Annotated in this window: 22 protein-coding genes and 2 tRNA genes; 15 read left to right on the top strand and 9 right to left on the bottom strand. The window is 43.8% G+C overall.

From position 1 onward, the window contains the following. Positions 1 to 306 precede the first annotated feature (306 nt). The 4 genes from A3K91_RS00420 to tpiA form a co-directional block, all read right to left on the bottom strand. A tRNA-Met gene (locus A3K91_RS00420) sits at positions 307 to 383 on the bottom strand. Positions 384 to 508: 125 nt separating this feature from the next. Further along, positions 509 to 593 (bottom strand) — tRNA-Leu (locus A3K91_RS00415). Between the two features lie 146 nt (positions 594 to 739). Further along, positions 740 to 1,048: a preprotein translocase subunit SecG gene (gene secG / locus A3K91_RS00410; protein ID WP_025652589.1), complete on the bottom strand. Its 309-nt coding sequence runs from the start codon at positions 1,046 to 1,048 to the stop codon at positions 740 to 742. 215 nt (positions 1,049 to 1,263) lie between these two features. Further along, on the bottom strand, positions 1,264 to 2,070 hold the full coding sequence (tpiA, locus tag A3K91_RS00405; protein ID WP_062843520.1) for a triose-phosphate isomerase: 807 nt from the start codon (positions 2,068 to 2,070) through the stop codon (positions 1,264 to 1,266). A 457-nt stretch (positions 2,071 to 2,527) separates the two neighbouring features. Here tpiA and pilB point away from each other — a divergent pair, with 457 nt between their 5' ends. From pilB to coaE, 4 genes are all read left to right on the top strand, one after another. Then, a complete protein-coding gene (gene pilB, locus A3K91_RS00400) occupies positions 2,528 to 4,234 on the top strand; it encodes a type IV-A pilus assembly ATPase PilB (RefSeq protein ID WP_062843519.1) in 1,707 nt (568 codons plus the stop codon). Positions 4,235 to 4,452: 218 nt separating this feature from the next. Next, a complete protein-coding gene (locus A3K91_RS00395; RefSeq protein WP_062843518.1) occupies positions 4,453 to 5,676 on the top strand; it encodes a type II secretion system F family protein in 1,224 nt (407 codons plus the stop codon). 7 nt (positions 5,677 to 5,683) lie between these two features. Then, positions 5,684 to 6,583, top strand: a complete 900-nt coding sequence (locus A3K91_RS00390) for a prepilin peptidase (RefSeq protein ID WP_062843517.1) — start codon at positions 5,684 to 5,686, stop codon at positions 6,581 to 6,583. Between the two features lie 130 nt (positions 6,584 to 6,713). Then, positions 6,714 to 7,397, top strand: coding sequence for a dephospho-CoA kinase (gene coaE / locus A3K91_RS00385; protein WP_062843516.1), 684 nt, complete (start codon positions 6,714 to 6,716; stop codon positions 7,395 to 7,397). Here the strand turns inward: coaE and rlmB are convergent. Further along, the gene (gene rlmB, locus A3K91_RS00380) at positions 7,360 to 8,130 is read right to left on the bottom strand and encodes a 23S rRNA (guanosine(2251)-2'-O)-methyltransferase RlmB (RefSeq protein ID WP_062843515.1); all 771 of its coding nucleotides are present in this window, start codon (positions 8,128 to 8,130) and stop codon (positions 7,360 to 7,362) included. The genes coaE and rlmB overlap by 38 nt on opposite strands. Before the next feature lie 212 nt (positions 8,131 to 8,342). Then, the gene (gene ppnP, locus A3K91_RS00375) at positions 8,343 to 8,678 is read right to left on the bottom strand and encodes a pyrimidine/purine nucleoside phosphorylase (protein WP_062843514.1); all 336 of its coding nucleotides are present in this window, start codon (positions 8,676 to 8,678) and stop codon (positions 8,343 to 8,345) included. 718 nt (positions 8,679 to 9,396) lie between these two features. Here ppnP and recN point away from each other — a divergent pair. The 7 genes from recN (at position 9,397) to A3K91_RS00340 (ending at position 14,897) form a co-directional block, all read left to right on the top strand. Beyond that, on the top strand, positions 9,397 to 11,076 hold the full coding sequence (recN, locus tag A3K91_RS00370) for a DNA repair protein RecN (RefSeq protein ID WP_062843513.1): 1,680 nt from the start codon (positions 9,397 to 9,399) through the stop codon (positions 11,074 to 11,076). 116 nt (positions 11,077 to 11,192) lie between these two features. Continuing rightward, positions 11,193 to 11,756: a YqgE/AlgH family protein gene (locus tag A3K91_RS00365; protein ID WP_062843512.1), complete on the top strand. Its 564-nt coding sequence runs from the start codon at positions 11,193 to 11,195 to the stop codon at positions 11,754 to 11,756. A gap of 47 nt (positions 11,757 to 11,803) precedes the next feature. Next, positions 11,804 to 12,334: a Holliday junction resolvase RuvX gene (ruvX, locus tag A3K91_RS00360; RefSeq protein ID WP_062843511.1), complete on the top strand. Its 531-nt coding sequence runs from the start codon at positions 11,804 to 11,806 to the stop codon at positions 12,332 to 12,334. A 101-nt stretch (positions 12,335 to 12,435) separates the two neighbouring features. Next, positions 12,436 to 12,915, top strand: a complete 480-nt coding sequence (locus tag A3K91_RS00355) for a hypothetical protein (protein ID WP_062845778.1) — start codon at positions 12,436 to 12,438, stop codon at positions 12,913 to 12,915. A 186-nt stretch (positions 12,916 to 13,101) separates the two neighbouring features. Next, entirely contained in the window at positions 13,102 to 13,428 is a 327-nt protein-coding gene (tusA, locus tag A3K91_RS00350; RefSeq protein WP_062843510.1) for a sulfurtransferase TusA, read from the top strand. Positions 13,429 to 13,476: 48 nt separating this feature from the next. Next, entirely contained in the window at positions 13,477 to 14,415 is a 939-nt protein-coding gene (gene xerD, locus A3K91_RS00345) for a site-specific tyrosine recombinase XerD (RefSeq protein WP_062843509.1), read from the top strand. A gap of 20 nt (positions 14,416 to 14,435) precedes the next feature. Next, positions 14,436 to 14,897, top strand: coding sequence for a tetratricopeptide repeat protein (locus A3K91_RS00340; RefSeq protein WP_062843508.1), 462 nt, complete (start codon positions 14,436 to 14,438; stop codon positions 14,895 to 14,897). A 55-nt stretch (positions 14,898 to 14,952) separates the two neighbouring features. Here the strand turns inward: A3K91_RS00340 and A3K91_RS00335 are convergent, their stop codons facing one another. Then, entirely contained in the window at positions 14,953 to 15,654 is a 702-nt protein-coding gene (locus A3K91_RS00335) for a hypothetical protein (RefSeq protein WP_228139876.1), read from the bottom strand. 232 nt (positions 15,655 to 15,886) lie between these two features. On the opposite strand from A3K91_RS00335, the gene A3K91_RS00330 reads away from it, so the two are divergent. Next, positions 15,887 to 16,495 (top strand): class I SAM-dependent methyltransferase, encoded by a 609-nt coding sequence (locus A3K91_RS00330; RefSeq protein WP_062843507.1) that lies wholly within the window; start codon positions 15,887 to 15,889, stop codon positions 16,493 to 16,495. A 294-nt stretch (positions 16,496 to 16,789) separates the two neighbouring features. On the opposite strand, the gene lptG is transcribed toward A3K91_RS00330, so the two are convergent. After that, positions 16,790 to 17,998 (bottom strand): LPS export ABC transporter permease LptG, encoded by a 1,209-nt coding sequence (lptG, locus tag A3K91_RS00325; RefSeq protein WP_062843506.1) that lies wholly within the window; start codon positions 17,996 to 17,998, stop codon positions 16,790 to 16,792. After that, on the bottom strand, positions 17,998 to 19,302 hold the full coding sequence (locus A3K91_RS00320; protein ID WP_416231967.1) for an LPS export ABC transporter permease LptF: 1,305 nt from the start codon (positions 19,300 to 19,302) through the stop codon (positions 17,998 to 18,000). The genes lptG and A3K91_RS00320 overlap by 1 nt, the downstream gene beginning before the upstream one ends. A gap of 574 nt (positions 19,303 to 19,876) precedes the next feature. On the opposite strand from A3K91_RS00320, the gene A3K91_RS00315 reads away from it, so the two are divergent. The 3 genes from A3K91_RS00315 to A3K91_RS00305 all read left to right on the top strand — a co-directional run bounded on the left by A3K91_RS00315 (position 19,877) and on the right by A3K91_RS00305 (position 22,920). Beyond that, positions 19,877 to 20,482 carry a cysteine hydrolase family protein gene (locus tag A3K91_RS00315; protein ID WP_062843504.1) on the top strand — a complete coding sequence of 202 codons (606 nt, stop codon included), beginning with the start codon at positions 19,877 to 19,879 and terminating at the stop codon, positions 20,480 to 20,482. 269 nt (positions 20,483 to 20,751) lie between these two features. Further along, entirely contained in the window at positions 20,752 to 22,416 is a 1,665-nt protein-coding gene (locus tag A3K91_RS00310) for a leucyl aminopeptidase (RefSeq protein ID WP_062843503.1), read from the top strand. A gap of 21 nt (positions 22,417 to 22,437) precedes the next feature. Next, positions 22,438 to 22,920 (top strand): DNA polymerase III subunit chi, encoded by a 483-nt coding sequence (locus A3K91_RS00305; RefSeq protein ID WP_062843502.1) that lies wholly within the window; start codon positions 22,438 to 22,440, stop codon positions 22,918 to 22,920. The last annotated feature ends 70 nt before the right edge of the window (positions 22,921 to 22,990 follow it).

Genomic DNA, 22,990 nt, shown 5'->3' with positions numbered 1-22,990 from the left:
TCGTATGCTATGCATTTATATAGGGACGAGCACAGAAAACATCAAGCTCAGTCAGACAATGCTTTTATGATTCATAAAGCAATACTATCGATAAAAGAGTAAGGAATAGCAGATAGTGTCGCTTAAGAAAAATCGCGTTAGTAGCGGTAAGTGACGAAGAGTATTTTACTCTATAGACCTAGAGCTTAGCACAAGTAGGATAGATACCGCGATAACACTGACCATCAGATACAAAAAAACCCACAAACATAATGGTGGGCTAATCGTTACTGACAAGTTTAGTGTACAAAACATCAGTATAAAAAGTGGTAGCGGGGGCTGGATTTGAACCAACGACCTTCGGGTTATGAGCCCGACGAGCTACCAGACTGCTCCACCCCGCATCAATCTAGAACGCACATTATAGGGAGGTTTTATAGAAGTGTCAATGTTTATTTTAAAATAAATTTAAATGAACCAAATGACTATTTATAAAAACAACCTTACGCTGTGCTGCGTAATAAAAACTTGGTGCGATTGGGGGGACTTGAACCCCCACAGCTTGCGCCACCACCCCCTCAAGATGGCGTGTCTACCAATTCCACCACAATCGCATCTTTCTTATTACTCTGTCTTTTAGTCTCAAACCTATCATCAATAACGCTTAAGGTAGGCGTTGATAGAAAAGGACCTGTAAAAACAGAAAAGCATTGTAAATCTAACGTAGCAAAATAGCAAGGGCTGCTTGTTTAAAATCCTTTTATTGCGGATTTTGTGTCAACGGGCGCGGTGTTTGTGGCGCTGAAACTGGTGCATCTAAACGAAACTGATCTTCCGCCTGTTTACGAGCATGGACAGCTAAGGTCATACTGGTGATGAAAAAGATGACGGTAAGCACGGCGGTTGCACGAGTCAAAAAGTTGGCCGTTCCCGCTGCACCAAATACGGTACCCGATGAGCCAGCACCAAAAGAAGCTCCAGCATCTGCCCCTTTACCATGCTGTATCAAAATCAAGCCGATCATGGCAATGGCCACGATGATGTGCAGGGCTAATATAAACGTAAACATGGTGTCCTCTTTTGCCGTGTGATGACGACTAATAACGGAAAATAAATCTTAACTTTAATAGGGGTAGCGATCAATATATGTTGATGCCAAATCATTTTTATAAATAAGGCGCATTGTACACGATTGCAAGGGCACTGTTAAACCTACTTTTTTCAACTAAAAAAGATACTTTTTGGGCAAGTTAGCAATGCCTGCGCCAAGCTTTGTTCAGAGTATTATGTGTGGGTATGGCTAAAAGCATTAGCAATGGCTAAAAAACTCTCAGCTTTTAAAGAAGCACCACCAACCAATGCGCCATCAATCATAGCATCAGCAGCGAAGCTATCAGCGTTGCTGGCATTTACGCTACCGCCATACAACACGGTCATGTTGTCTACTGTTTTGGCAAAACTGGCAATCGTTTGTTTTATATACTGATGCGTTTTGCTGACTTCTTCTACCGTTGGCACTTTTCCAGTACCAATTGCCCATACTGGCTCATAAGCGACAATTAAGCGCTCAGACAACGATAAGAGGAGTTCTGGCTGCTGGGTAAGTAAATCTTTGAGCACTGACAACTGATCATTGATGACGTTTAAGGTTTGCTGATCATCATACTGAGTTTGAGTCTCACCAATACAGAAAACCACGCCTAGGTTTTTTGCAAAGGCATGAGTCAGCTTTTTGATTAAGGTATCGTGAGATTCTTTATGGTATTGACGGCGCTCAGAGTGACCCAGTATTGTCCAAGTTGCCCCAGCATCTGCCACTTGTTGCGCTGAACAATCGCCTGTGTATGCGCCTGTACTCGCACTATGTTGGCTAATATCTTGCGCAGCACATTGTATGGTACTGCCTTTCAAACGCGCACTAACGGCCGCCAAATGAATACAGCTTGGTGCCACCATCAATTGGAAACGACTTGTCACTGGCGTCGTATCAGCTTGTGCATCGGTCACAGCCAGTAAGTCGTTCAACAGTGCATTCACGTCGTGGTTCGTTGCTGGATTTTGTTTCCAGTTGCCAATTACCCAAGCTTGCATACTCATCTACCTTGTCTCATGTATTCATGCCAATTCGGCTAATATGCGCGCCAGTATAACAAATAATTAACAAGTGCTATAGTATGCCATCGCCAGAAATGGAAAGACACTTGAAGTACCGATTCAACCAACCTGATACCCGTAAGGATTCTTTGCGTGCGACAGGTTATATAGTGTATATAAAGCCTTTAAACTGAAGCAAATCTTTAATAGTATAACATTCATAAATAACGCAATATTATCAAAAACTTAATTCATTGAAATGCTTATAGCGTGCACGACCAAAAATATAGACTATTAATAAAAGGTAAGGATAGCGAGATCTTTTGCGAAAGTAACGTTTTGCTGACTCAGAAAATACACCTTCAGAAAAGATATCTATAAGCAACTATCACTATAAATAGTCTGTGAATTTTGGATAAGTATGCTGAGTACTTGGTATCAAGGAGAAGTCGTAATGTCTGTCACAACGAGTAAATATGGCGGGTTGGCGCAGCAGCTAATCAGTGAAGGTGTCGTTAGCGAAGCGAATATGAAAACGGCGCAAACCGAATCTCAGCAGCAGCAAATAGGATTAGTGCCGTATCTGGTAGACAACAAACTGGCCGACGCGTCCCACCTTGCTCAGATGCTGTCACAGGCCTTTGGCGATCCTTTATTCGATTTAGATGCGCTCAATCTTGATGTCATTCCAAGAGATTTGGTGGACGAAAAAATCGTCCGTAAATTTAATGCCTTGCCACTCTTTAAGCGAGGACAGCGTTTATTTATTGCGTTAAGTGACCCAACCCGTGTCGATGCGATTGATGCCATCGCCTTTAACTCTCGACTTTCTATTGAAACCATTGTCGTCGAAGAAGACAAGCTTAAAAGGCATATCGAAAAAATTTATGCTGATACTATGCAAAGTTTCGATAGCTTCTCTGACAGTGATCTAAACGTTGGTTTTGAAGAAAACGAAGAAGAAGGTGAAGTCAAACTTACAGACAGCGTGGATGAGGCCCCTGTGGTAAAGTTTGTCAATAAAATGCTGGTGGATGCCATTCGTATGGGCGCCTCTGATTTGCATTTTGAGCCCTATGAAAAAACGTATCGTGTTCGCTTTCGTGTCGATGGCGTGATGCAGAAAATGTCTAATCCGCCCGTACAGCTGGCAGGAAAAATCGCAGCGCGCTTAAAGGTCATGTCACAGATGGACATCTCAGAGCGCCGTGTGCCACAAGATGGACGTATTAAACTTAAAATATCTAAAAGTAAAGCCATTGATTTTCGTGTGAACTCTTTACCAACACTGTTCGGTGAAAAAATCGTTCTGCGTATTTTGGATCCTTCTTCAGCCATGCTAGGTATTGAAGCCTTGGGTTATGAGCCAGATCAAAAAGAGATGTTCTTAGAAGCGCTGCATAAGCCGCAAGGCATGCTATTGATTACTGGTCCTACGGGTTCCGGTAAAACTGTTTCATTATATACAGGTATCAATATATTAAATACAGGCGCGACCAATATCTCAACTGCTGAAGACCCTGTCGAGATCAATTTAGAGGGTATCAATCAGGTTAACGTCAATCCCAAAGTGGGGTTGACCTTTGCTAACGCCCTTAAGTCCTTTTTGCGCCAAGATCCTGATATTGTGATGGTTGGGGAGATTCGTGACCTTGAAACGGCAGAGATTGCCATTAAAGCCGCTCAGACGGGTCACATGGTACTCTCAACCTTGCACACCAATTCCGCTCCTGAAACATTGACCCGTCTGCGTAACATGGGTGTGGCTTCTTTCAATATCGCTACTTCCGTCAACTTGGTTATCGCTCAGCGCTTGGCACGACGTCTATGCAAAAACTGTAAAAAGCCTATCAATATCCCTCGCCAAAGCCTACTTGAGCTTGGATTTAAGGATGTGGATTTAGACAATCCAGATAATATCATTTATGAACCAGTAGGTTGTAATGAGTGCCGTGAAGGCTATAAAGGACGTGTCGGTATTTATGAAGTCATGAAAGTCACACCTGATATTTCACGCATTATTATGGAAGATGGAAATGCGATAGATATCAAAGATGCGGCACTCAAAAATGGTTTCCGAGATCTGCGCCGCTCAGGTGTTTTAAAGGTTTTACAAGGGGTCACCAGTATCCAAGAAATGATGCGAGTAACCTCGGAATAAGGGTAAAGTTTCACATATTTATGAGTAGCCTCTTTTATATTTTGGGTTTGTTACTTATATAACAGCTATTAGCAAGTAACAATGACTTTAACCGCTTAAAAATAAAACAGATAAGGTCTGGTTTTTTGCGCTAAAATGCAGTAGGTAAAATTAAAAGTGTGAGCTAAGCACTGTTTTACTTCTTGATACTTCATCAGACAATTTTTAAGGATAATAATATGGCAAAAGCTAAGACCGATATGCTGTTAGACTTTGTCTATGATGGAGTGAACCGGCGCGGACAAAAAGTAAAAGGCGAGACCACCAGTCGTAGTTTAGAGCTAGCAAAAGCCACATTGCGTAAACAAGGCATTACCGTCAAAGGGATTAAGAAAAAACCCAAACCCCTATATACCTTTAAAAAGTCTATCAAAGCCATTGATATTGCTATTTTTGCACGGCAGCTAGCAACCATGATGAAAGCGGGTGTACCACTGACCCAGTCTTTTGAAATTGTGGCTGACTCACTAGACAATCCGAGCATGAAAGAGTTGGTATTACAGATAAAGGCGGATATCGAGGCAGGGGGCACCTTTGCTTCTGCCTTACGTAAACATCCGCGCTATTTTGACGACCTTTTTTGTTCGCTCGTTGAGTCTGGTGAACAATCAGGGGCGCTTGAGACCATGCTGGAGCGGGTTGCTACTTATAAAGAAAAGAGTGAATTACTGAAGGCCAAGATTAAGAAGGCCATGAAGTATCCGATTGCGGTTATTATCGTAGCCATTATTGTTACCATGATTTTGCTCATCAAAGTAGTGCCTGTCTTTTCTGGCTTGTTTGAATCTTTTGGTGCCGAGCTCCCAGCATTTACACAAATGGTGGTTGGTATGTCTGAGTGGATGCAGTCTTGGTGGTTTATTTTAATTATTATTATTGGTGGTGCTATTATTGGTTTTTCAGAGGCTAAAAAACGCTCCAAAAAATTCCGTGATTTTTTAGATCGCGCCGCCTTAAAAGCGCCCATATTCGGCAACATTGCTTATCAAGCGGTTATTGCCCGTTTCGCTCGTACGCTATCGACGACTTTTGCGGCTGGTGTACCACTTATTGATGCATTAGATTCTACGGCAGGCGCAGCAAACAATGTCGTTTTTTATAATGCCATTCAGCAGATTAAAAATGATGTATCAACCGGGCAACAGCTACAATTTTCGATACGCTCGACCAATCTGTTTCCAAGTTTGGTCATCCAAATGGTCGGTATTGGAGAAGAATCAGGTAGTTTAGAAGAGATGCTTGATAAAGTGGCTGTCTACTACGAGAACGAAGTCGACAATGCCGTAGATGGCTTAACCAGTCTGATGGAGCCACTCATTATGGCAGTGTTAGGGGTTTTAGTAGGAGGGTTGGTCATTGCAATGTACTTGCCAATCTTCCAAATGGGTTCAGTGGTAGGATAACGATTTGATGCAATTTATACAGTTACTACAAGACAATATGACCCTAGCTTTACTCGTATTTGGTTTATTGGGTCTTTGTGTTGGCAGTTTTTTGAATGTGGTTATTCACCGTATTCCACTAATAATGATCTATGACTGGCGACAAGAATGTAGTCAGTTCATCTCTGATCAGGTCGATATGCCACGTGAACATACGCAACCTTTGACAAATATTGTCGCAAATGACCAACCCATTACCTTGAGTCGACCAGCCTCACGCTGCCCTCATTGTGCTCATAAAATTAAATGGTATGAAAACATCCCTTTAATCAGTTGGTTGGTGTTGCGCGGTCGTTGTTCAGACTGCAAAGCTTCGATTAATCTGCGCTATCCTTTGGTTGAGTTGGTTACTGCCCTACTATCGGTATTAGTAATTTACAAATTTGGGGTCAATGCTACTGGGTTGTCCGCATTAATCTTGGTATGGACGCTCGTCGCTTTAACAGGCATTGATTTTGATACCCAGCTATTGCCCGACCGTCTAACCTTTCCATTGGCAGGTTTGGGATTGGCCGTCAACTCACAAGGTTGGTTTGTCTCCCCTACTCAGTCCATCTGGGGCTTATTGCTTGGATTTTTGTCATTGTGGATAGTGGTTAAGATTTTTTATCTTATTACCAAAAAGCACGGCATGGGCCAAGGAGACTTTAAATTACTGGCCGTACTGGGTGCTTGGCTTGGGCCACTAATGTTACCGCTCATTATATTGTTGTCTTCCTTATTGGGATCTATCGTTGGATTGATCTTGATGAAAAAACAGGGTGAGAGCCGGCCGTTCGCTTTTGGGCCTTATATCGCTATTGCGGGAATCGTTGCGTTATTATATGGTTCAGATATCGTCAGCTGGTATCTTGGCATGTATACTTAACAAACTCTTTTAGCCAATTGTCGGCAGTCATTTTTAATTATTATCAACCTTTAAAGGCCATTTGGCCTTGAGGTGTGATTATTAATAAGTCACTGCCATCCTCATTATATCAGTCAGATAAGTCACCATTATGTCAAAACAGACGACCCTTTATTCGCATCAATCACAAAACCTGCCAACCAAAAACAAGACGCTAGTAGTCGGTTTGACGGGTGGCATCGGTAGTGGCAAGTCTGCTGCCAGTGCTTGGTTTGCTGAGCAAGGTATCGATATCATTGATGCAGATGTCATTGCTCATGAAGTAGCCGCTAAAGGCAGCCCAACCTTACGCAAGATTCAGAAAAAATTTGGTGATTGGGTATTGAACAGTGACGGCACAATGGACAGAGCGGCGGTCAGAACACACGTATTTACGTACCCTGAAGCACTTATTGAGCTAGAGGCGATCACGCATCCAGCGATACGTGAGGCCGCAAAGCTGCAACTGGCCGCCAGTACATCGCCTTATGTGGTGTTGTCAGCGCCCCTGCTTATTGAAGGCGCAGAGGCTGGACTGGCCAATTTATGTCAGCGCATCTTAGTGATGGATGCCACTGAGGAGACTCAGCTGGCACGCGCCAGCCGACGTGATGAGCAAAGTGTACAAAAGATCAAAGCCATTATGACCAATCAGCTTAGCCGAGAAGAGCGCAATCGCCATGCAGATCATGTCATTCTCAATGAAAGTGATTTGGCTTCTCTTTACGTCAAGCTTGAGCCCTTACATCAACAATATCTTACGCTTGCCCAGCAGCTAAAGTACGCTGCCGATTGACCTCATACAGTGCCATACCAGTGGCAACACTGACATTCAAGCTTTGCAAGTTGCCATGCTCATTGCCTGACATCGGGATGTAAACCAGCTCATCACAGCTTTCTGTGGTTAAACGACGCATCCCTTCCCCTTCTGAGCCCATAATAATCGCTGTCTTACCTGTCAAATCAGCAGCATGTAATGGTTTGGCATCTGCATTAAGGGCAGTCCCAAAAACAAATACCCCTGCATTTTTAATCTGTGACAACGCACGCGCCAAATTGGTCACACTGATGATCGGCATCATTTCGGCCGCGCCAACTGAGACTTTGGCAACGGTTGGTGTTAGGCTTGCGGCATGATGTTTAGGACAAACAACGGCGTCCACGCCCATCGCCACAGCGGTACGCAAACAAGCACCAAAATTATGGGCATCCGTGATTTGATCGAGCACCAATAACAAGCACTGATCACGTCCAGCAATCGTGTCCAGTAAGCCTTCATCAGCGAAGCCCAATGGACGGGCATGCAATACAACGCCTTGATGTTGCGGGCTATCACACAATTGCGTTAGCTTGTCTTTTTGTGCGGTTTGGATACTAATACCATTGTCGCGCGCTTGCGCCATGATCGCTTGCACATGGCTGTCACTCTCACGCCCCTGCTGTACAAACAGGCTAAGTCCATCAAGCGGACGGTGTTCAAGTAAGGCATCAATCGCGTGAATGCCATAAAAATAAATGGGTTTTGCCATAATAGGCCTACTATAAATATTAGTGGGTATCGCATATTGCGACAAGATAAAAAAGGATATATGGCCCAATTGTACCAGTCAATCAATGGTTGGCTATTATTAATACTGGCCAAAAAAGAAATAAACAATACCAATCCGATATTGTTTATTTTTTGAATCCTCTCTGCACAGCGTGATAGGTCACCTTATCGTGACATTCATCTGGCTGTCGATTAGCCTTCTAAGTGGCAAACATACTGAACAATCTCTTCGGTACGCAGATTAAAACCGCTGTTGCCTTCAACCACGAATGATTGACCTGCACGGTAGTAGCTGAATTCTTCATCACCGTTTATTTTGACTTCACACTCACCGCTAGTGATTTCGATACGCTCAGAGGTATTGGTACTAAAGTGATAGTGGTCAACCAAGTTGTCACAAGGCAAGATCACGCCTAGCGTTTTATGGCGCCCATCTTCAAACATAATGGTATGGCTTGAACAGCGTCCATCGTAAGAGACGGTTGCGTGGGCATTGACGGTTACATTAGTAAATTGCGCCGCTGTCATAGTGGCTTCCTTATCAAATAATTATTATAAAACTAAAAAATAAGTAACTGAGTTGAGTCAGCTAGTGTGGGCGTTTTTGAAGAAGCGCTCAATCTTAAATGCTGGATTGTATTACGGTAAAGACCTGCCCGCTAACTATAGGAGCAGGTTCTATAAAAATATTTTGACATCATCACTGAGTTCTCTGTTCTTTTACTATAAGCCTCTAATTTTACGAAACCATGACTTGCAACATGATAAAGAGTGGATGGAACCCATAGTCAGAGTTTATCATTATGTGAGATTATGCTACCACATTATCTCTATAAAGTTTGTTACAGCGGCAGGTAAATTCTCTTGGCTAGGCGGATCATGATGCTGTCACACTTCTTTATTCCTCGCTACTTTCGTGATTACAGTTAGCCACTTTCATTGATTTGAGACGTTTACTTTGACAGGCTCTATTTGGCCAAAGGGCACACCTTTATCATCAGTATTATAAGAAAAAGAAAGACCACACATAGTCAACCTCCACCGATTTTGTGGTAGTCTTGCCAGACCCATTTATTAGATTTACTGGCTTTAATATTTGTATTTAAAGACATTTAACACCATAATATTTGCCAATCACACTTATCTATTCGCGCTGTTAGCTGAACCTATTTATTCTTTTTTTATCCTATTTTAGACATGATTTTTGAGCCTATATAAAGCTTTCAATCTGTCATGAGAGGCGTTGATGCTAGTATCATTAACTTTACATCAGTTTGCGTTGATCGCTCAACATGAGCTAAACGTGGCTTGTGGCTTTAATGTCATCACCGGTGAGACGGGCGCTGGCAAGTCGCTATTACTTGATGCTTTGTCCTTATGTATCGGTGAGCGCGCAGACAGTGCCATGGTCAGACATGGCGCAGCGCATGCAGATATCTATGCGCAGTTTGATGTAGAAAGCAATCCTGTCGTTGCCGAGTGGTTTGTAAAAAACGAGCGGCTACTAGAAGAGCCTGAAGTATTGATTCGTCGTCAACTAAGCAATACAGGGCGCTCAAAAGCCTGGTTAAACGGTACACCAGTGAGTCTCGCTGAATTAAAAAGCTTGGGTGCATTACTGGTCAATATTCATAGCCAACATGCTCAGCAGGCCTTATTAAAGCCGCAATTTGTGGTGCAATGGTTAGATGAGATGGCGCAAACCACGCCTCTTGCCATACAAACAGCAAATAGCTATCAGCAGTATCAGCAGCTCAAACGCCGCGCCGATGATATCGCTAGCCGCGAATCCCAGCGTCAAGATCGTATTCAGCTTTTGCAAAACCAGCTGGCAGACATAGCGCCCTTGCTGGCGGTCGACTATGCAGATGTCGAGGCGGAGCACGAAGAGCTATCTAATATCGAAGCGCTAATGACCGAGGCCAGTCATGGTTTGCATTTATTGGACAATGATACCGATGAGCCAGATGTCATGACCTTGCTGGGTCAAGCGATCAAAATCTGTGACCACCAAGTGGGTGTCAGCCAAACGTTTGAGCAAGCCTCTGAGCAATTGCATTTGGCACAGCAGCAAATTACAGAAGTGACTGCGTTACTGTCGGATTATGCAGAACAACAATTGCCTGACCCTGAGCGCCTGCAAACGCTAGACAGTTTAATAAGCTTAGGTCACCGCTTATCACGCAAGCACAATTTGCCCGCTGGTGAATTGGTTCATGAAGCAAAAGGCTGGCAAGAACAATTAGATCAATTGGAAAATGAGCCAAGCAGTGATGCCATGGCGTCGCAAATCGAACAAGCATGGCAAGCGTATTTGGCATTTGCCACACAATTGAATAAAGCGCGAACGAAAGCTGCACCCATGGTGAGTAAACAGCTGATTGAGCAACTACAGCCTCTTGCCTTGCCCAATGCTCGCTGCGAGTTTGTGTTTACCAAAAAAGTAGAAACCAGCCAATATAATGCACAAGGCTGCTTTGATATTGACTTGTTGTTTAGTGCCAATGTGGGTATGCCCATGCAGCCACTACATAAAATCGCCTCAGGCGGTGAGCTGTCGCGTATGGCGCTTGTGATGCAAGTATTGCAAGCAACCAGTGCTGATAACAATGCCGCCAAGCCGATGTTGGTATTCGATGAGGTCGATGTCGGTATCAGTGGCGGCACCGCACAAGTGGTCGGTGAGCTATTACGCGCACTTGGACAGACGCAGCAATTGCTCGCCATCACTCACCAAGCCCAAGTCGCCGCACAAGCCCATCAGCATATCTTGGTACAAAAACATCATCAAGAACAGACAGAAAGCGAGCTGCTCATCGTGACAGGTCATGCGCAAGTGGATGAGTTGGCACGTATGTCGGGCGGCGTGACCATCACTGATGTGACGCGCGAACATGCGCGTAGTTTGTTGACCGATGTTAAGTAAAAACAAGCGACTCTCAATTCTTGACTAGGCGTTGATAAACAACAACTTTGGTTGATTTTTACCTCATTATCGCCATATAGTGGTCTCTCACCTTTATTTAGGTTACGTGTTTTTTTATGTCTAAAGCCAATTTGACCCATCATTTCTTAATTGCGGCGCCAGAGCTATCAGATCCAAGGTTTGCACAGGCTTTAATCTATATTTGTCGTCATGATAAATATGGCGCACTTGGTCTTATGGTCAATCGTCCATTAGAGCAAGCGCGCGTCGGTAAACTCTTGGAAGACTTGGATATTGAAGTGACTAACCGCCAAGTGATGGAAGACTTGGCATTAGAAGGTGGCCCCATGTATCCAGAGGTGGGGTTTGTATTGCATACAGGACAACCGGAGTGGGCGTCTTCTTTTGCCATTTCAGAAAACGTCTGTATTACCACCAGCCAAGACATTCTCAAACGTATTGCAGCCGGTCAAGGCGTGGGTCATTATCAGTTGTGCTTGGGACATGCCAGTTGGGGCAAAAAACAGCTGGAAAAAGAGCTGGGCAATGGCGATTGGTTGGTCTGTCCCGCTGATTTGAACTTATTGTTTGATACGCCCTTTGAAGAGCGTTGGCAAATCGCCGCTGACAAAATTGGTGTGAATTTTGATTATTTGAGCAGTGATATTGGTCATGCTTAATCTTCCAAGCTTAATAACACACTCAACGATAGGAAACTTCCCTTATTATGGTAGATAGCACGCTTATAAAAGATGCCGTAGAAGCGATTGATGACAGCATTTCTGAATCAACCGTCAAACCGCATCTTATTTTAGCTCTGGATTACGGCGTTAAAAAGATGGGTATGGCTTTAGGCAATACCGTTACCGAGACCGCGCGTGCCTTTGATATTTTGGCCATGGATAATGGTCAGCCAGACTGGGATAATTTACTGGGTATTATCAAAGTGTGGGGCGTGGCAAGAGTGGTGGTTGGTTTGCCACTGAACATGGATGGCAGCAGTTCCATGCTGTCTAAGCGTGCGCACAAGTTTGCCCGTCGCTTGGCACATAGAATCATGGAGCAGCATTTGCCTGTGACGGTGTCTCTATGTGATGAGCGCTTGACGTCTGTCGCCGCCAGAGAAATAGCATGGGAGAATGGCTGGATCAAACATGAGCGCGACCCCATTGATGATATCTCTGCCTGTATTTTGATGTCGACTTATTTTGCTGACCCTAATAGCAGTATCGCTATTGATGCTATCAAACCAGAATGAAGATACAGCAGCGGCAAAAGTGACAGACATAAATGGCAGGCATTGTAGCCTTGTTGTTTTTTACCCTATTGCCCCTCCAAACGAATGCGTGATTGATGACTATGACCGATGCCCCAGACCAAGCCTTGCAAAATAAGTCGCAACATGGTTTTGCTCCGCTTGCGATCGCACGTATCAAAGGCGCTCAGCGCGTAAACCAGATAGCAGTTTATCTTATTTATGCCGCGATTTTGGCATTTGTGATTTTTGGTACCATTGCCAGTATCAAGGCGTTCCATGACAATCAGCTGCTGTATCAATTGTTTTACAATTTGCCTTATGCGTTGGTGGCACTGACCATTCCTATTACTATTTATGATGCTTTTGTGATTTACCGCTATCGGCTCAACCAGCCCTCAATGATTGCCATGAGTATCGGTGTGTCTACCCTTATTCTGATCGGTGAGTTACTGTTTTCTAATACGGCGTGGTTAGGATTGTCCTGCTGGCTGGGCGTGGCGTTTTTATTTAAAGTGACTTTTAAACGCTTTTTTAACTTTTTAGAAATGCAAGAAGACGTTGATATCATTGAAGAGACATAAGATGCTCGAATGAAATCTCTTTGATAAATGTATCGTTTATTTAAAAAGCATACCGTACTGCTGGGATAGATTTTTTGAAGCCTCTGTCTGCAACGGCACAGCAAGTAAAAAAATTATCTAAGTAGCGCACTTTTTATGCGTCACTTTTATACTATAAACTCACCTAATTGATTCAAATAATACATTATGACGACCTCAACGATGCAAACGACTATTCACCATCATTTAGACACGCAAGGCCTGATCTGTCCTGAGCCTGTGATGATGCTACACCGAGTGATCCGTAAAGCAGATAGCGGTGAGGTGATTGAGATACTCGCCACTGATCCTGCCACCACACGCGACATTCCTAATTTTTGTCGTCATCTGGGTCATGAGTTGCTCGGTCAAGAAACGTTGGCTGACAATGTGAGTTTGGATATTGATCCTGATGAAATCACTGTTGCTGGCGATAATGAGACGCCCGTAAATAGTACGCTATATCGTTATTTGGTGAAGAAAAAAAGCGCATAATCGCTCTGACCTATTCTTTATCTTTCGTCATTCACTGAGAATCGTCTTATGAGCCGTGATCGTGCCGTACAACAAAGGCAGCCCAAGTCCTTGGCCGTCGATGATGAGCCGTCTTATATGACGGAGTTTCGTCAAGCCATGCTGGCTCGTGGTTTAGCGACGCGTACCCGTAACGCTTATGTGCGCGACTTGCGTTCTTGTGAGTTGACCAACCCTATCGCGCTGACACGCTGGCAGCCTGATGATGTGCTGCATTGTCTTTCTCTCCTCACTCAAGACGGCAAAACGCCCCGTACTCAAGCGCGTATGCTGTCCAGCCTGCGTCAGTTCTACTTGTGGATGATTGCGAGCAATTTGCGTGAAGACAATCCGTGTGAGCGCGTCAAAAGCCCCAAACTTGGTCGCCCGTTGCCGAAAGATTTGAGCGAAGCAGATGTCGATAATCTGCTGGCCGCGCCCGATACCAGTACGGCGCTGGGACTGCGTGACAAAGCCATGTTAGAGGTGCTCTACGCTTGCGGTTTGCGTGTCAGTGAGCTGATTAATCTGTCATTAGAACAAGTCAATCTCAATTCAGGCTGGCTACAAATCACCGGTAAAGGCAATAAAACGCGATTGGTGCCACTCGGTGAATATGCAGCGGACGCGCTAGAAGACTATCTGTCGCATGGACGTGGGGATTTGATTGCGCATTTAAAATCGGGCAACTGCCAAGCGGTGTTTTTGACGGCGCAAGGCGGTTATATGACGCGGCAGAATTTTTGGTATTTGCTCAAAAAATACGCGAAAGTCGCCAGTATCGATAAAGAGTTGTCACCGCACACCTTACGTCACGCTTTTGCCACGCATCTGCTCAATCATGGCGCAGACTTACGTAGCGTGCAGTTGTTGCTTGGGCATAGTGACTTGTCTACCACGCAAATCTATACTCATGTGGCGACAGCGAGATTGCAGCAGTTGCATGCAGAGCATCATCCGAGAGGTTAGCCTTTTGAAGGAAAGAACATATGATAGGACATAACGATCATAATATTATTAAAAAAATTACTGAGCATTTTAAAAATATGGACTTTGATGCAGGCTACAAGATGCTCAAAAGTTCAAATTTGTCACATGCAGCTACTCTAGAATGTGAGGGCAATGCTGAGTTTTATAAAAAAAATTATCAGAATGCTTTTGAAATTTATGGTCAAGTGACTGATATAGATAATGAGTACAGAATATCAAGATACTATTATCTATGGGCTTCTGATTTCTTTGCTAAAGGTGATTTAGTTCAGGCATTTGAATACTATCAGGAATCTATCGATTTAGACCCAGAGTTTGTTGATGCCTATATTGATTTAGGAGCTTTGATGGCAAGTATAGGAGAGTTTGCCTCTGCAAGGAAGTGCTATGAGGATGCTATGGCTATAGATCCAGAAGACATTAATATAAGGAAAAGCTTAAATTCTCTAAGAAAAATGTAAGCATGGAAACATTGGATGATAAGTTACTCTCGAACCAACCAAGCTACATAGCTGGTTAGTTACGATAATTTCTAGGAAAATAAGTATTAATCTTATCATTATCAAGCATTCTATCTTTGGTAAAATCTAGAGTATCTGAAACGGCTATACCGTGCCATAACTCTTGCGGAAAACCCTCAATTGACGCGTAGACTGTAGGTACAAGATAACGGTAATAATCACCTATTTTGGTCGCGCCCTTATAGCCTACTGGATAATCATCACCTTCGTTATACCCGTCTACTGCAAAGTATAAAAAGTAACCTTTGTTTACTGAAAAATTCGCGTCACTATAATTTTTTATTCGTTTAAGCTCAGCAGTTAATTTTTTAGTAATCTTACGACGAATCATTGTTTTATTTTCGAAAAAGCAGTAGAAGTCGATAATGTATCCATGCCATTTCCCAATTCTACCCACTGTTCTTATCGAAACTTTTTTGCGGTACCTATCCTTATTACTCCAATAAGAATATAGATCCACTATTAGCTCTCCTGCTTTATCTTGAGGGTAGTCCGTGTACTTATTCGACTCTTCCCATATATAATCATTTAAATCATCCAATAACGGTTCAGCATTAGGAATATTTAAAACTGATTGCGGTAGGTCACCCCAGCAGTTATTTACCATAACCGCAATTCGCCCTTCTTTATCCATGGCAAACCATGTATAAACGGTACCAAATGTTGGTGTCCAGTCTTTATTAAGATCACTTGTCACATTGTTTTCCTTTAAGTCACCGCTGTAGAATTATGCACTTGCCTATCTTGATAAAAGTATAATTTTTCTTTCAGTCATAGCAACATTTTTCTATTTAAAAGAGTAATCTGAGAAACGACTATAATCCATAGCTGCAAACCTGCCCTTTTCTCGTTACAATACTCGTCATACTGCGTGAGCTGTCTAGTTGCACCACGCACCCCCTCTTCCTTATCTATTATTTGAGAATATCATGAGCCATAGACCGCCTGCTGACCTGCTAAAGAACGCCCAACACTGGCGCGAAGACATCAATTTTCGCCAAGACGTGCTGGGTAAGCCGTTTGATTTTGCGACCACGTGGGGTATTTTTTCACCGCAAAAGCTCGATGATGGTAGCCTAATGCTGCTGGATTACGTGGATTTTCAGGCAGATGACGATTCGATCGATTTGGGCTGTGGTTATGGTGTGCTTGGCATGACGGCCGCGCGCGAATGTCCAAATGGTCAGCACACACTGATTGATAAAGATTTTATGGCAGTAGAGTATGCACGCTTGAATTGTGAAAAAAACGGTTTAAAAAATGTCGATGTGCATTTATCCAATGGCTTTAATCACGTAGCAAAAGACAAAGACTTTAGCCTTGTGATGTCAAACTTGCCCGCCAAAGTCGGCAAAGAGCAACACTATCTGTACTTCCTTGATGCCTATGCACGCATGCGTCAAGGTGGCCGTTTTTATGTAGTGACCATCAATGGCTTACGTCAATTTATGAAGCGCTCATTTACCGAAGTGTTTGGCAATAGCGAAAAGGTCAAACAAGGCAAAACGTACACGATTACCATGGCAACCAAAGACTAATTTTAGGAAAGAATAAGTTTTTAAACACTTAGCTGGTTAAAAAGCTCAAAGTTTTGAGAATTGAGATTTTAAAAGTTGAGCAAACAAAAAGCCCGTCAAAACAATAAGTTTCGACGGGCTTTTTTATGGCGAACTGTCTAGTTGAGTTACTTTGATAATGTACAGTGCGACTGAGATGAATTTTTTGCAGCCTTTATATTATAGTAAGCAAGGAAGTTTTATACCAGTCGCTTATTACTATAAATACTTGTCACTATGTACAGGGCGATTTGGTTTTGCATTGTCCGTTGTGACCTACATTTGCCGTTTGAGTAAATAGCCACCCAAGATCGCACTGCCAATAATTGGCAGTATCACCATCAGCATGGGCGAAAACCCAGTAGCCAGCGAGACAAAACCGACCAAATCCTGCACATAACTGAACAGCAAACCGAACAGCAATGCCACCACGATACGCAAGCCCAAACTGTGCGTGCGTAATGAGCCAAAAACGAATGAGCAGGCAACAATGACCAAAGATAAAATAGACAACGGCGACAGCAGTTTTTGCCAAAATGCCAGCTCATGACTCAAGGAGCGTTGATCTTGTTGGCGCATAAACTGCCGATGCTCATACAATTGAGTCAATGACAAATCCTCTGCTTTACGGGTCAGCAAATACACGGACTCAGGCGCAAATGGCAAGCTTAACGTATCAGATGTCGAGATGGCCTGACTGCTCTCAAACCCTTGGTTGATACTCAGCTCAGTCATGTTATTGAGCTGCCAATCATAACGATACTGCTCGCTCAGTTTGTCAGTGGTGGTATCTAAAGATTCACGACCAATATACTTCCCGCCCTCAGCGTGAACCGCGGTTTGTAAGTCACCACTATTGTCCAAATGCCAACGCTTGACCTCACCGATATTGCCGTTAACATCGGCGTAATCGATATAAAGAATGTCGCTACCATCCGGTTTGGCACCGCCATCTTCTGATTTTTCAAACCGTGGCTGCACGGTCCAATAGCCTCGTACCGACGTCACTAGCGATTTGCTGTCAGCATCGTTGATCTCTTTTGCCAGTTGATTGGAGGTCGGCAAGACAAACTGATTGATTGCCAAGGCCAAAATTACAAAAATCAAGGCAGGTTGTAGCACCCAGCTGACGATACGATACACACTTACCCCAGCCGCGCGCATCACGACCAGCTCGCTTTTGTTTGCCAGCAATCCCAAACCAACCACCGCACCAAGCAAGGCGCCCGTCGGAATAAACTGCTCTAAAAAGTAAGGTGAGCGATAGAATATGTATTTGATGGCTTCACCCATCGTGTAGCTGTCATCCAGCGAATCTAGCTCAGATAAATAAGAAAATACCAATTGCAGCGCCCACAGACCAAGTACCGCTCCGATAATGGCGAGTAAGGCGTTGAGCTTGACATAACGGCTAAGCACCTTGAGGTTACTCGGCAGTCTTGCCAGCTGATCGGTCGCTGAGGATTTTGAAAATAAGGAGCGCATTATGGTTGCCCTCCTTGTGAGCCACTATGTTGGCTATCAGCTGTCATCAACGGCTCATTCTCTTGTTTGCGAAAGCGTAATCGATGCTGCACACGGCTACCCCAATTCATATAAAGCGCCAATGCCATAAATCCTAAAATAAACCATGCGTATGCCCACACGCTGACACTACCTTTACTCACGGCATTTTTAAGCGAAATAATACCGAGTGCACAGCTGACAAATAATAAGATAGAAGGAAACAGACGCAACCAGCGCCCTTGACGTGGGCGTACTTGGGCAAGTGGTACGGCCAGCATGGGGGCGATAATCATCAGCCACGGCAGCGCCAAGCGATAACCAAGCTCCCCTTGTGCGGCTCGCAACGCATTATCACTGCCCACTTGCGTACCGCCCGTGGCGGCTTGCCACAACGGCCCAATCGCTTGGGTTTCGATATTGTCTTCGGTAACGACTTCTTTTGAGGATTCCGTCAACGTGATGCGATAGCGATCAAAGCCGACTTGGTTATACTTTAGATTGCCTGCGCCAACCTCATAGCGACGTCCTTGGAATAAGTCCAATTGCGTCACACCACTCGCCTCTGTATCTACTTGCTCAGCCCGTTTGGCTAACGTGATGGTGTCTTTGCTAATATCGTTCTTGCTCATCAGTGCGTTCGGCAGCTCTGGAATGTCCAACTGCTCAGCAGTTTCTGCATCGATGCGGTTATCCATATCAACAGACGTACTGTCATCCATATCAACAGATTTACTGCCTTTTGCTTTGGGCTTCGACTGGATGAGTATCACGTCTTGTAATTGCTTCTTATCGTCGCTCAAACTGCCCACGTACAAATGATAATTACCACTACTAATAAACTGGTTTGGGCGAATCAAATCAAACGCACTGGTCAATGCTTGCTGTTGCCAGACGCTCTCAGATGAACGCACACCCCACGGTTTTCCAACCACCGAAAGCGCCGCCTCACCCACAAATAGAGCTAGTATCAATGGCGTCATCAAACGTGCAAGCTTACCACGCGAGATGCCGCTGGCGTTGATGACTGCCATTTCTTGGTCGACGTACAAGCGTCCGAAAACCAGCATCAATGCAATAAAAAATGCCAGCGGCAAGATCAACTCTAAGAAGTACGGCAGGTTATAACCGATAATAGTGAATAACAAACTGATATCCAGATTGCCTTCTGCTGCGATACCAAAGTAACGGATCAAACGACCGCCCAGCATCATTACCACTAAAAACCCCAACACCAAAGCGGTCGTTGAGGCAACTTGCTGAGTCATATAGCGGCGTAATATCACAATAGGTACTCTTCATGGGTTGGTAATGGATTGGCAGTCGCGCGAGTCATCACATGCTTATCGATAAATTATAGGGAGTTTCAAGCACAGTTATTGGTACTTATCAGCACTATGTTAGCGCTGTATCGGCTCTATCCTGATCAATCAACTATATACATAATGACCATAATATCGTGACCGTAATAACGGCATCATTTTTGCGCCATACTCTACAAATATCAGCGATAAAGATAGCCGCTAATCCTAGCATATTTTGGTTAAAAATGGCTGTGAAATGTGTTTGAAAGAGATTGCGCTCACCTTGCTGGTGGCTTGTTATATCTGCCTAATATAAAGGCAATAATCAAAAATTAAAGGGCGCACAAAACATACAACTGTTTGAAATTGAGTATATTTCTACTTAGACGTTTTTGGTTTATGTACTTTAGAAAGGTTTGTTTGTCATTCGTATCATGACGCTCGTATATTTGACAATAATTGCTAGACTAATCTCTCTATATTTTTAAAGCGTTCGCTTCTGTGATTTTATACGACTCTTCAAATATCACAAATCATATTGATTAAGGACTTTACCATGTCTACGCCCTCTACCTTACTTGAACTTGCTGGCGGTGCCTTTGCGCCCCCTGATTGGTCTAACTGCGCTCTCGTATTGATTGACTTTCAAAACGAATACGTCAATGGTGCCATGCCGCTAGGGCAAGCCGGTGCAAAAGCGACTGAAAATGCACGCCTATTGCTGAATAAAGCGCGCGAGCTGAATGTACCTATTTTTCATATTACCCATCATGGTGCAGAAAACGGTCAAGTGTTCGACCCTTTATCAGCCAACATCGATATTGTCAGTGCCTTACAGCCCCAGGACAACGAGACCGTTATCGTCAAAAAACACCCCAATGCCTTTTATGAGACGCAGCTTGACGCCCTGCTTAAAAAAGCGCAAAAGCAGCAAATCATCTTTGCTGGGTTTATGAGTCACATGTGTGTCAGCTCAAGTGTCAGAGCCGCGTTTGACTTAGGGTTTGATAATGTCGTTTGTCACGACGCCTGCGCCACTCGTGATTTGCCAAGCGCTCAAAGAGAAACCATCAGTGCTGAGATGATGCACGATACCGCGATGGCAGCGCTACAAGACAGGTTTGCCGCTTTGGTGACGACAAATGATTTAATCAATGGCTAGCATCAATCCATCCATTATTTTTTGACACAATGCACTACATCATCAACTTTATAATAAAAATTTACCTTTAATAATACTGATAAACGTAAACTAGATTAGCAAACTTGTTCTAACATATTACCTAAGCCTTGCTCACTGCGCACTGGTCTTGCAATATGCTACACTAGGGCGGTGGCTCAATAGGCCAAAGGATCTAATAAGTAAAACCAATTAAATAAACGTGATCATTTTTATGAATCTGATTTTATAACTCTAATAAGGATAATTATATGAATATCAAATTAACCCAAAGTTTACCAAAGACGCACACGCAAAAAATTCTCAAAAAAGAAGCCAAGAGCAAAGATGCGGCTTGTCTTGTGGTCTTGGTCGATGATAAGAAAAACATCATTGCTGAGTCAGCCTTGAGCGACTATCAAACACGCATTGAACAATTGATTGAAGTCTCACACTTCAGTGGTAGTGCTTGTGAAACAGTAGAAGATTATGCGCTGGCAGGCGATAAAAAGACCACCAAGCAAAACCTTGTACAATTATTATTGGTAGGTGTTGGTAAGCTTGAAAAGCTTAACCAGAGCGCCTTGCAAAAAATTGCCAATACCATTTATCAAAGCACGCAAAAACGTGTGGATTCTATTACTGTTGCCCTAGGCGATGCGTTGGAAGAAAATCAATTTGGTCAGTTTGCGCTGAATTTATTGGCCGCAAGCTATCGTTTTGATAAATATAAGTCTGAACAAAAAACGCCTGTATTGACCGATATTTATTTGTTGGCTGATAAGTCATTGCAAGATTCACTCGTATTTGCTGAAGCTGTCTTTAAAGGTCAAAGCCTGACTCGTGACGTTGCTAATGAACCGGGTAACATCTGCTTCCCAGCTTATATGGCAGAACAAGCACAAGCCTTGGCCAAAACCTATCCCGATCTATTAAAAGTCACCGTATTGGGTGAAGATGAGATGTCAGCATTGGGTATGAATTGCTTCTTAGCAGTGGCGCAGGGCTCTACCAAAGAAGGCAAGCTGGTATTGATGGAATATCAAGGTAAGTCAGCATTTAGTGCCAACACGGGCAAAGCGTCTGTTAGTAGTGCAAAAGTAACAGGCGGCCTAAAAGCCCTAACTGATAAATTGCCAACCAAGCTGCCAAGTAAGAAAGCGTCTAAAAAGACAGACAAAAATAACGAAACCTCTACTCCAGTGACTAACGATGATGCTCCTATCGTCTTAGTAGGTAAAGGCGTAACCTTTGACTCAGGTGGTATTTCAATCAAACCTGGTGCGGCAATGGATGAGATGAAGTTTGACATGGGCGGCTCGGCCTCAGTACTTGGCACAATTAAGGCCTTGTGTGAAGCGCGCCTACCGATCAATGTCGTTGGCGCTCTTGCTTGTGCTGAAAACATGCCTTCAGGAGATGCCACTCGCCCAGGTGACATCGTCAAAGCCATGAACGGCAAATCTGTTGAAATCTTAAATACAGACGCCGAAGGTCGTTTGGTGTTGGCAGACACACTATGCTATGTACAACGCTATAACCCAAAAGCCATTATCGATGTGGCAACTTTGACTGGTGCTTGTGTGGTGGCGTTAGGTCATGTCCGTTCAGCGGTCTTTAGTAATGATGAAGACGTTTTGTTTGATCTTGAAAACGCCAGTAACCTATCAGGCGATCTTATCTGGCATATGCCACTCGATGATGAGTATCAAGCGCAGCTCGACTCGCCTATCGCTGACATGCAAAACATTGGTGGTAAAGGTGCAGGCGCTGTGACTGCAGCTTGCTTCTTATCGCGTTTTGTTGAAGAAGGTCAAGCATGGGCGCATTTAGACATCGCTGGCACGGCATGGAACTCAGGTGCCAATAAAGCCGCCACTGGTCGTCCTGTACCGCTGTTTATGCAATACTTAAAAAACAGCGCCACTATGGTTTAATCCATTGATGAACACCACCTTATGAATATTAGCTTTTATGTTTTAAGCGAAAATAAAGCCCAAGATTTCTTGGGCTTTATTTGTCAGCTCACTCAAACAGCCCTTAACAAGAGCACCCAATCGGTACTGATACTGATTGAGGACGAAGCATTGCTGTCGTCACTTGATGCGTCTTTATGGGCACAAGAGGCAACCAGCTTTATACCGCATCAGCGTATCGATGACTCTGATACAGTGACTCGTCCTGACGCTACTTCTTCCTCTATGAATGATAAAACATCTGCTCCTGTTTTGCTGGGTAACCACATGCCAGCTGATTTTAAAGGGATTGTGCTGAATACCACTGCACATCCTGTGAATCAATTTATGGCGGCGACTCATAACGCGCATCCTACGCGGGTTCTTGAGCTAATCAAACCAGATTCTAGCAGCGTGGAAGCAGGTCGTCATAAGTACAAAAGTTATCAGCAATTGGGCTATGAGTTGACCCACTTTAAAGTCTAATGCATAAAGGTACTGTATTATTCAGTGTTGTAACCCTAAAAACGCCCTATCCTTTGTGATACGGGCGTTT

The sequence above is a fragment of the Psychrobacter alimentarius genome (assembly GCF_001606025.1).
GTDB classification, from domain to species: Bacteria; Pseudomonadota; Gammaproteobacteria; order Pseudomonadales; family Moraxellaceae; genus Psychrobacter; species Psychrobacter alimentarius.
Note: the sequence above shows the minus strand (reverse complement) of the source record. Positions and strands in the feature narration are given on the sequence as shown.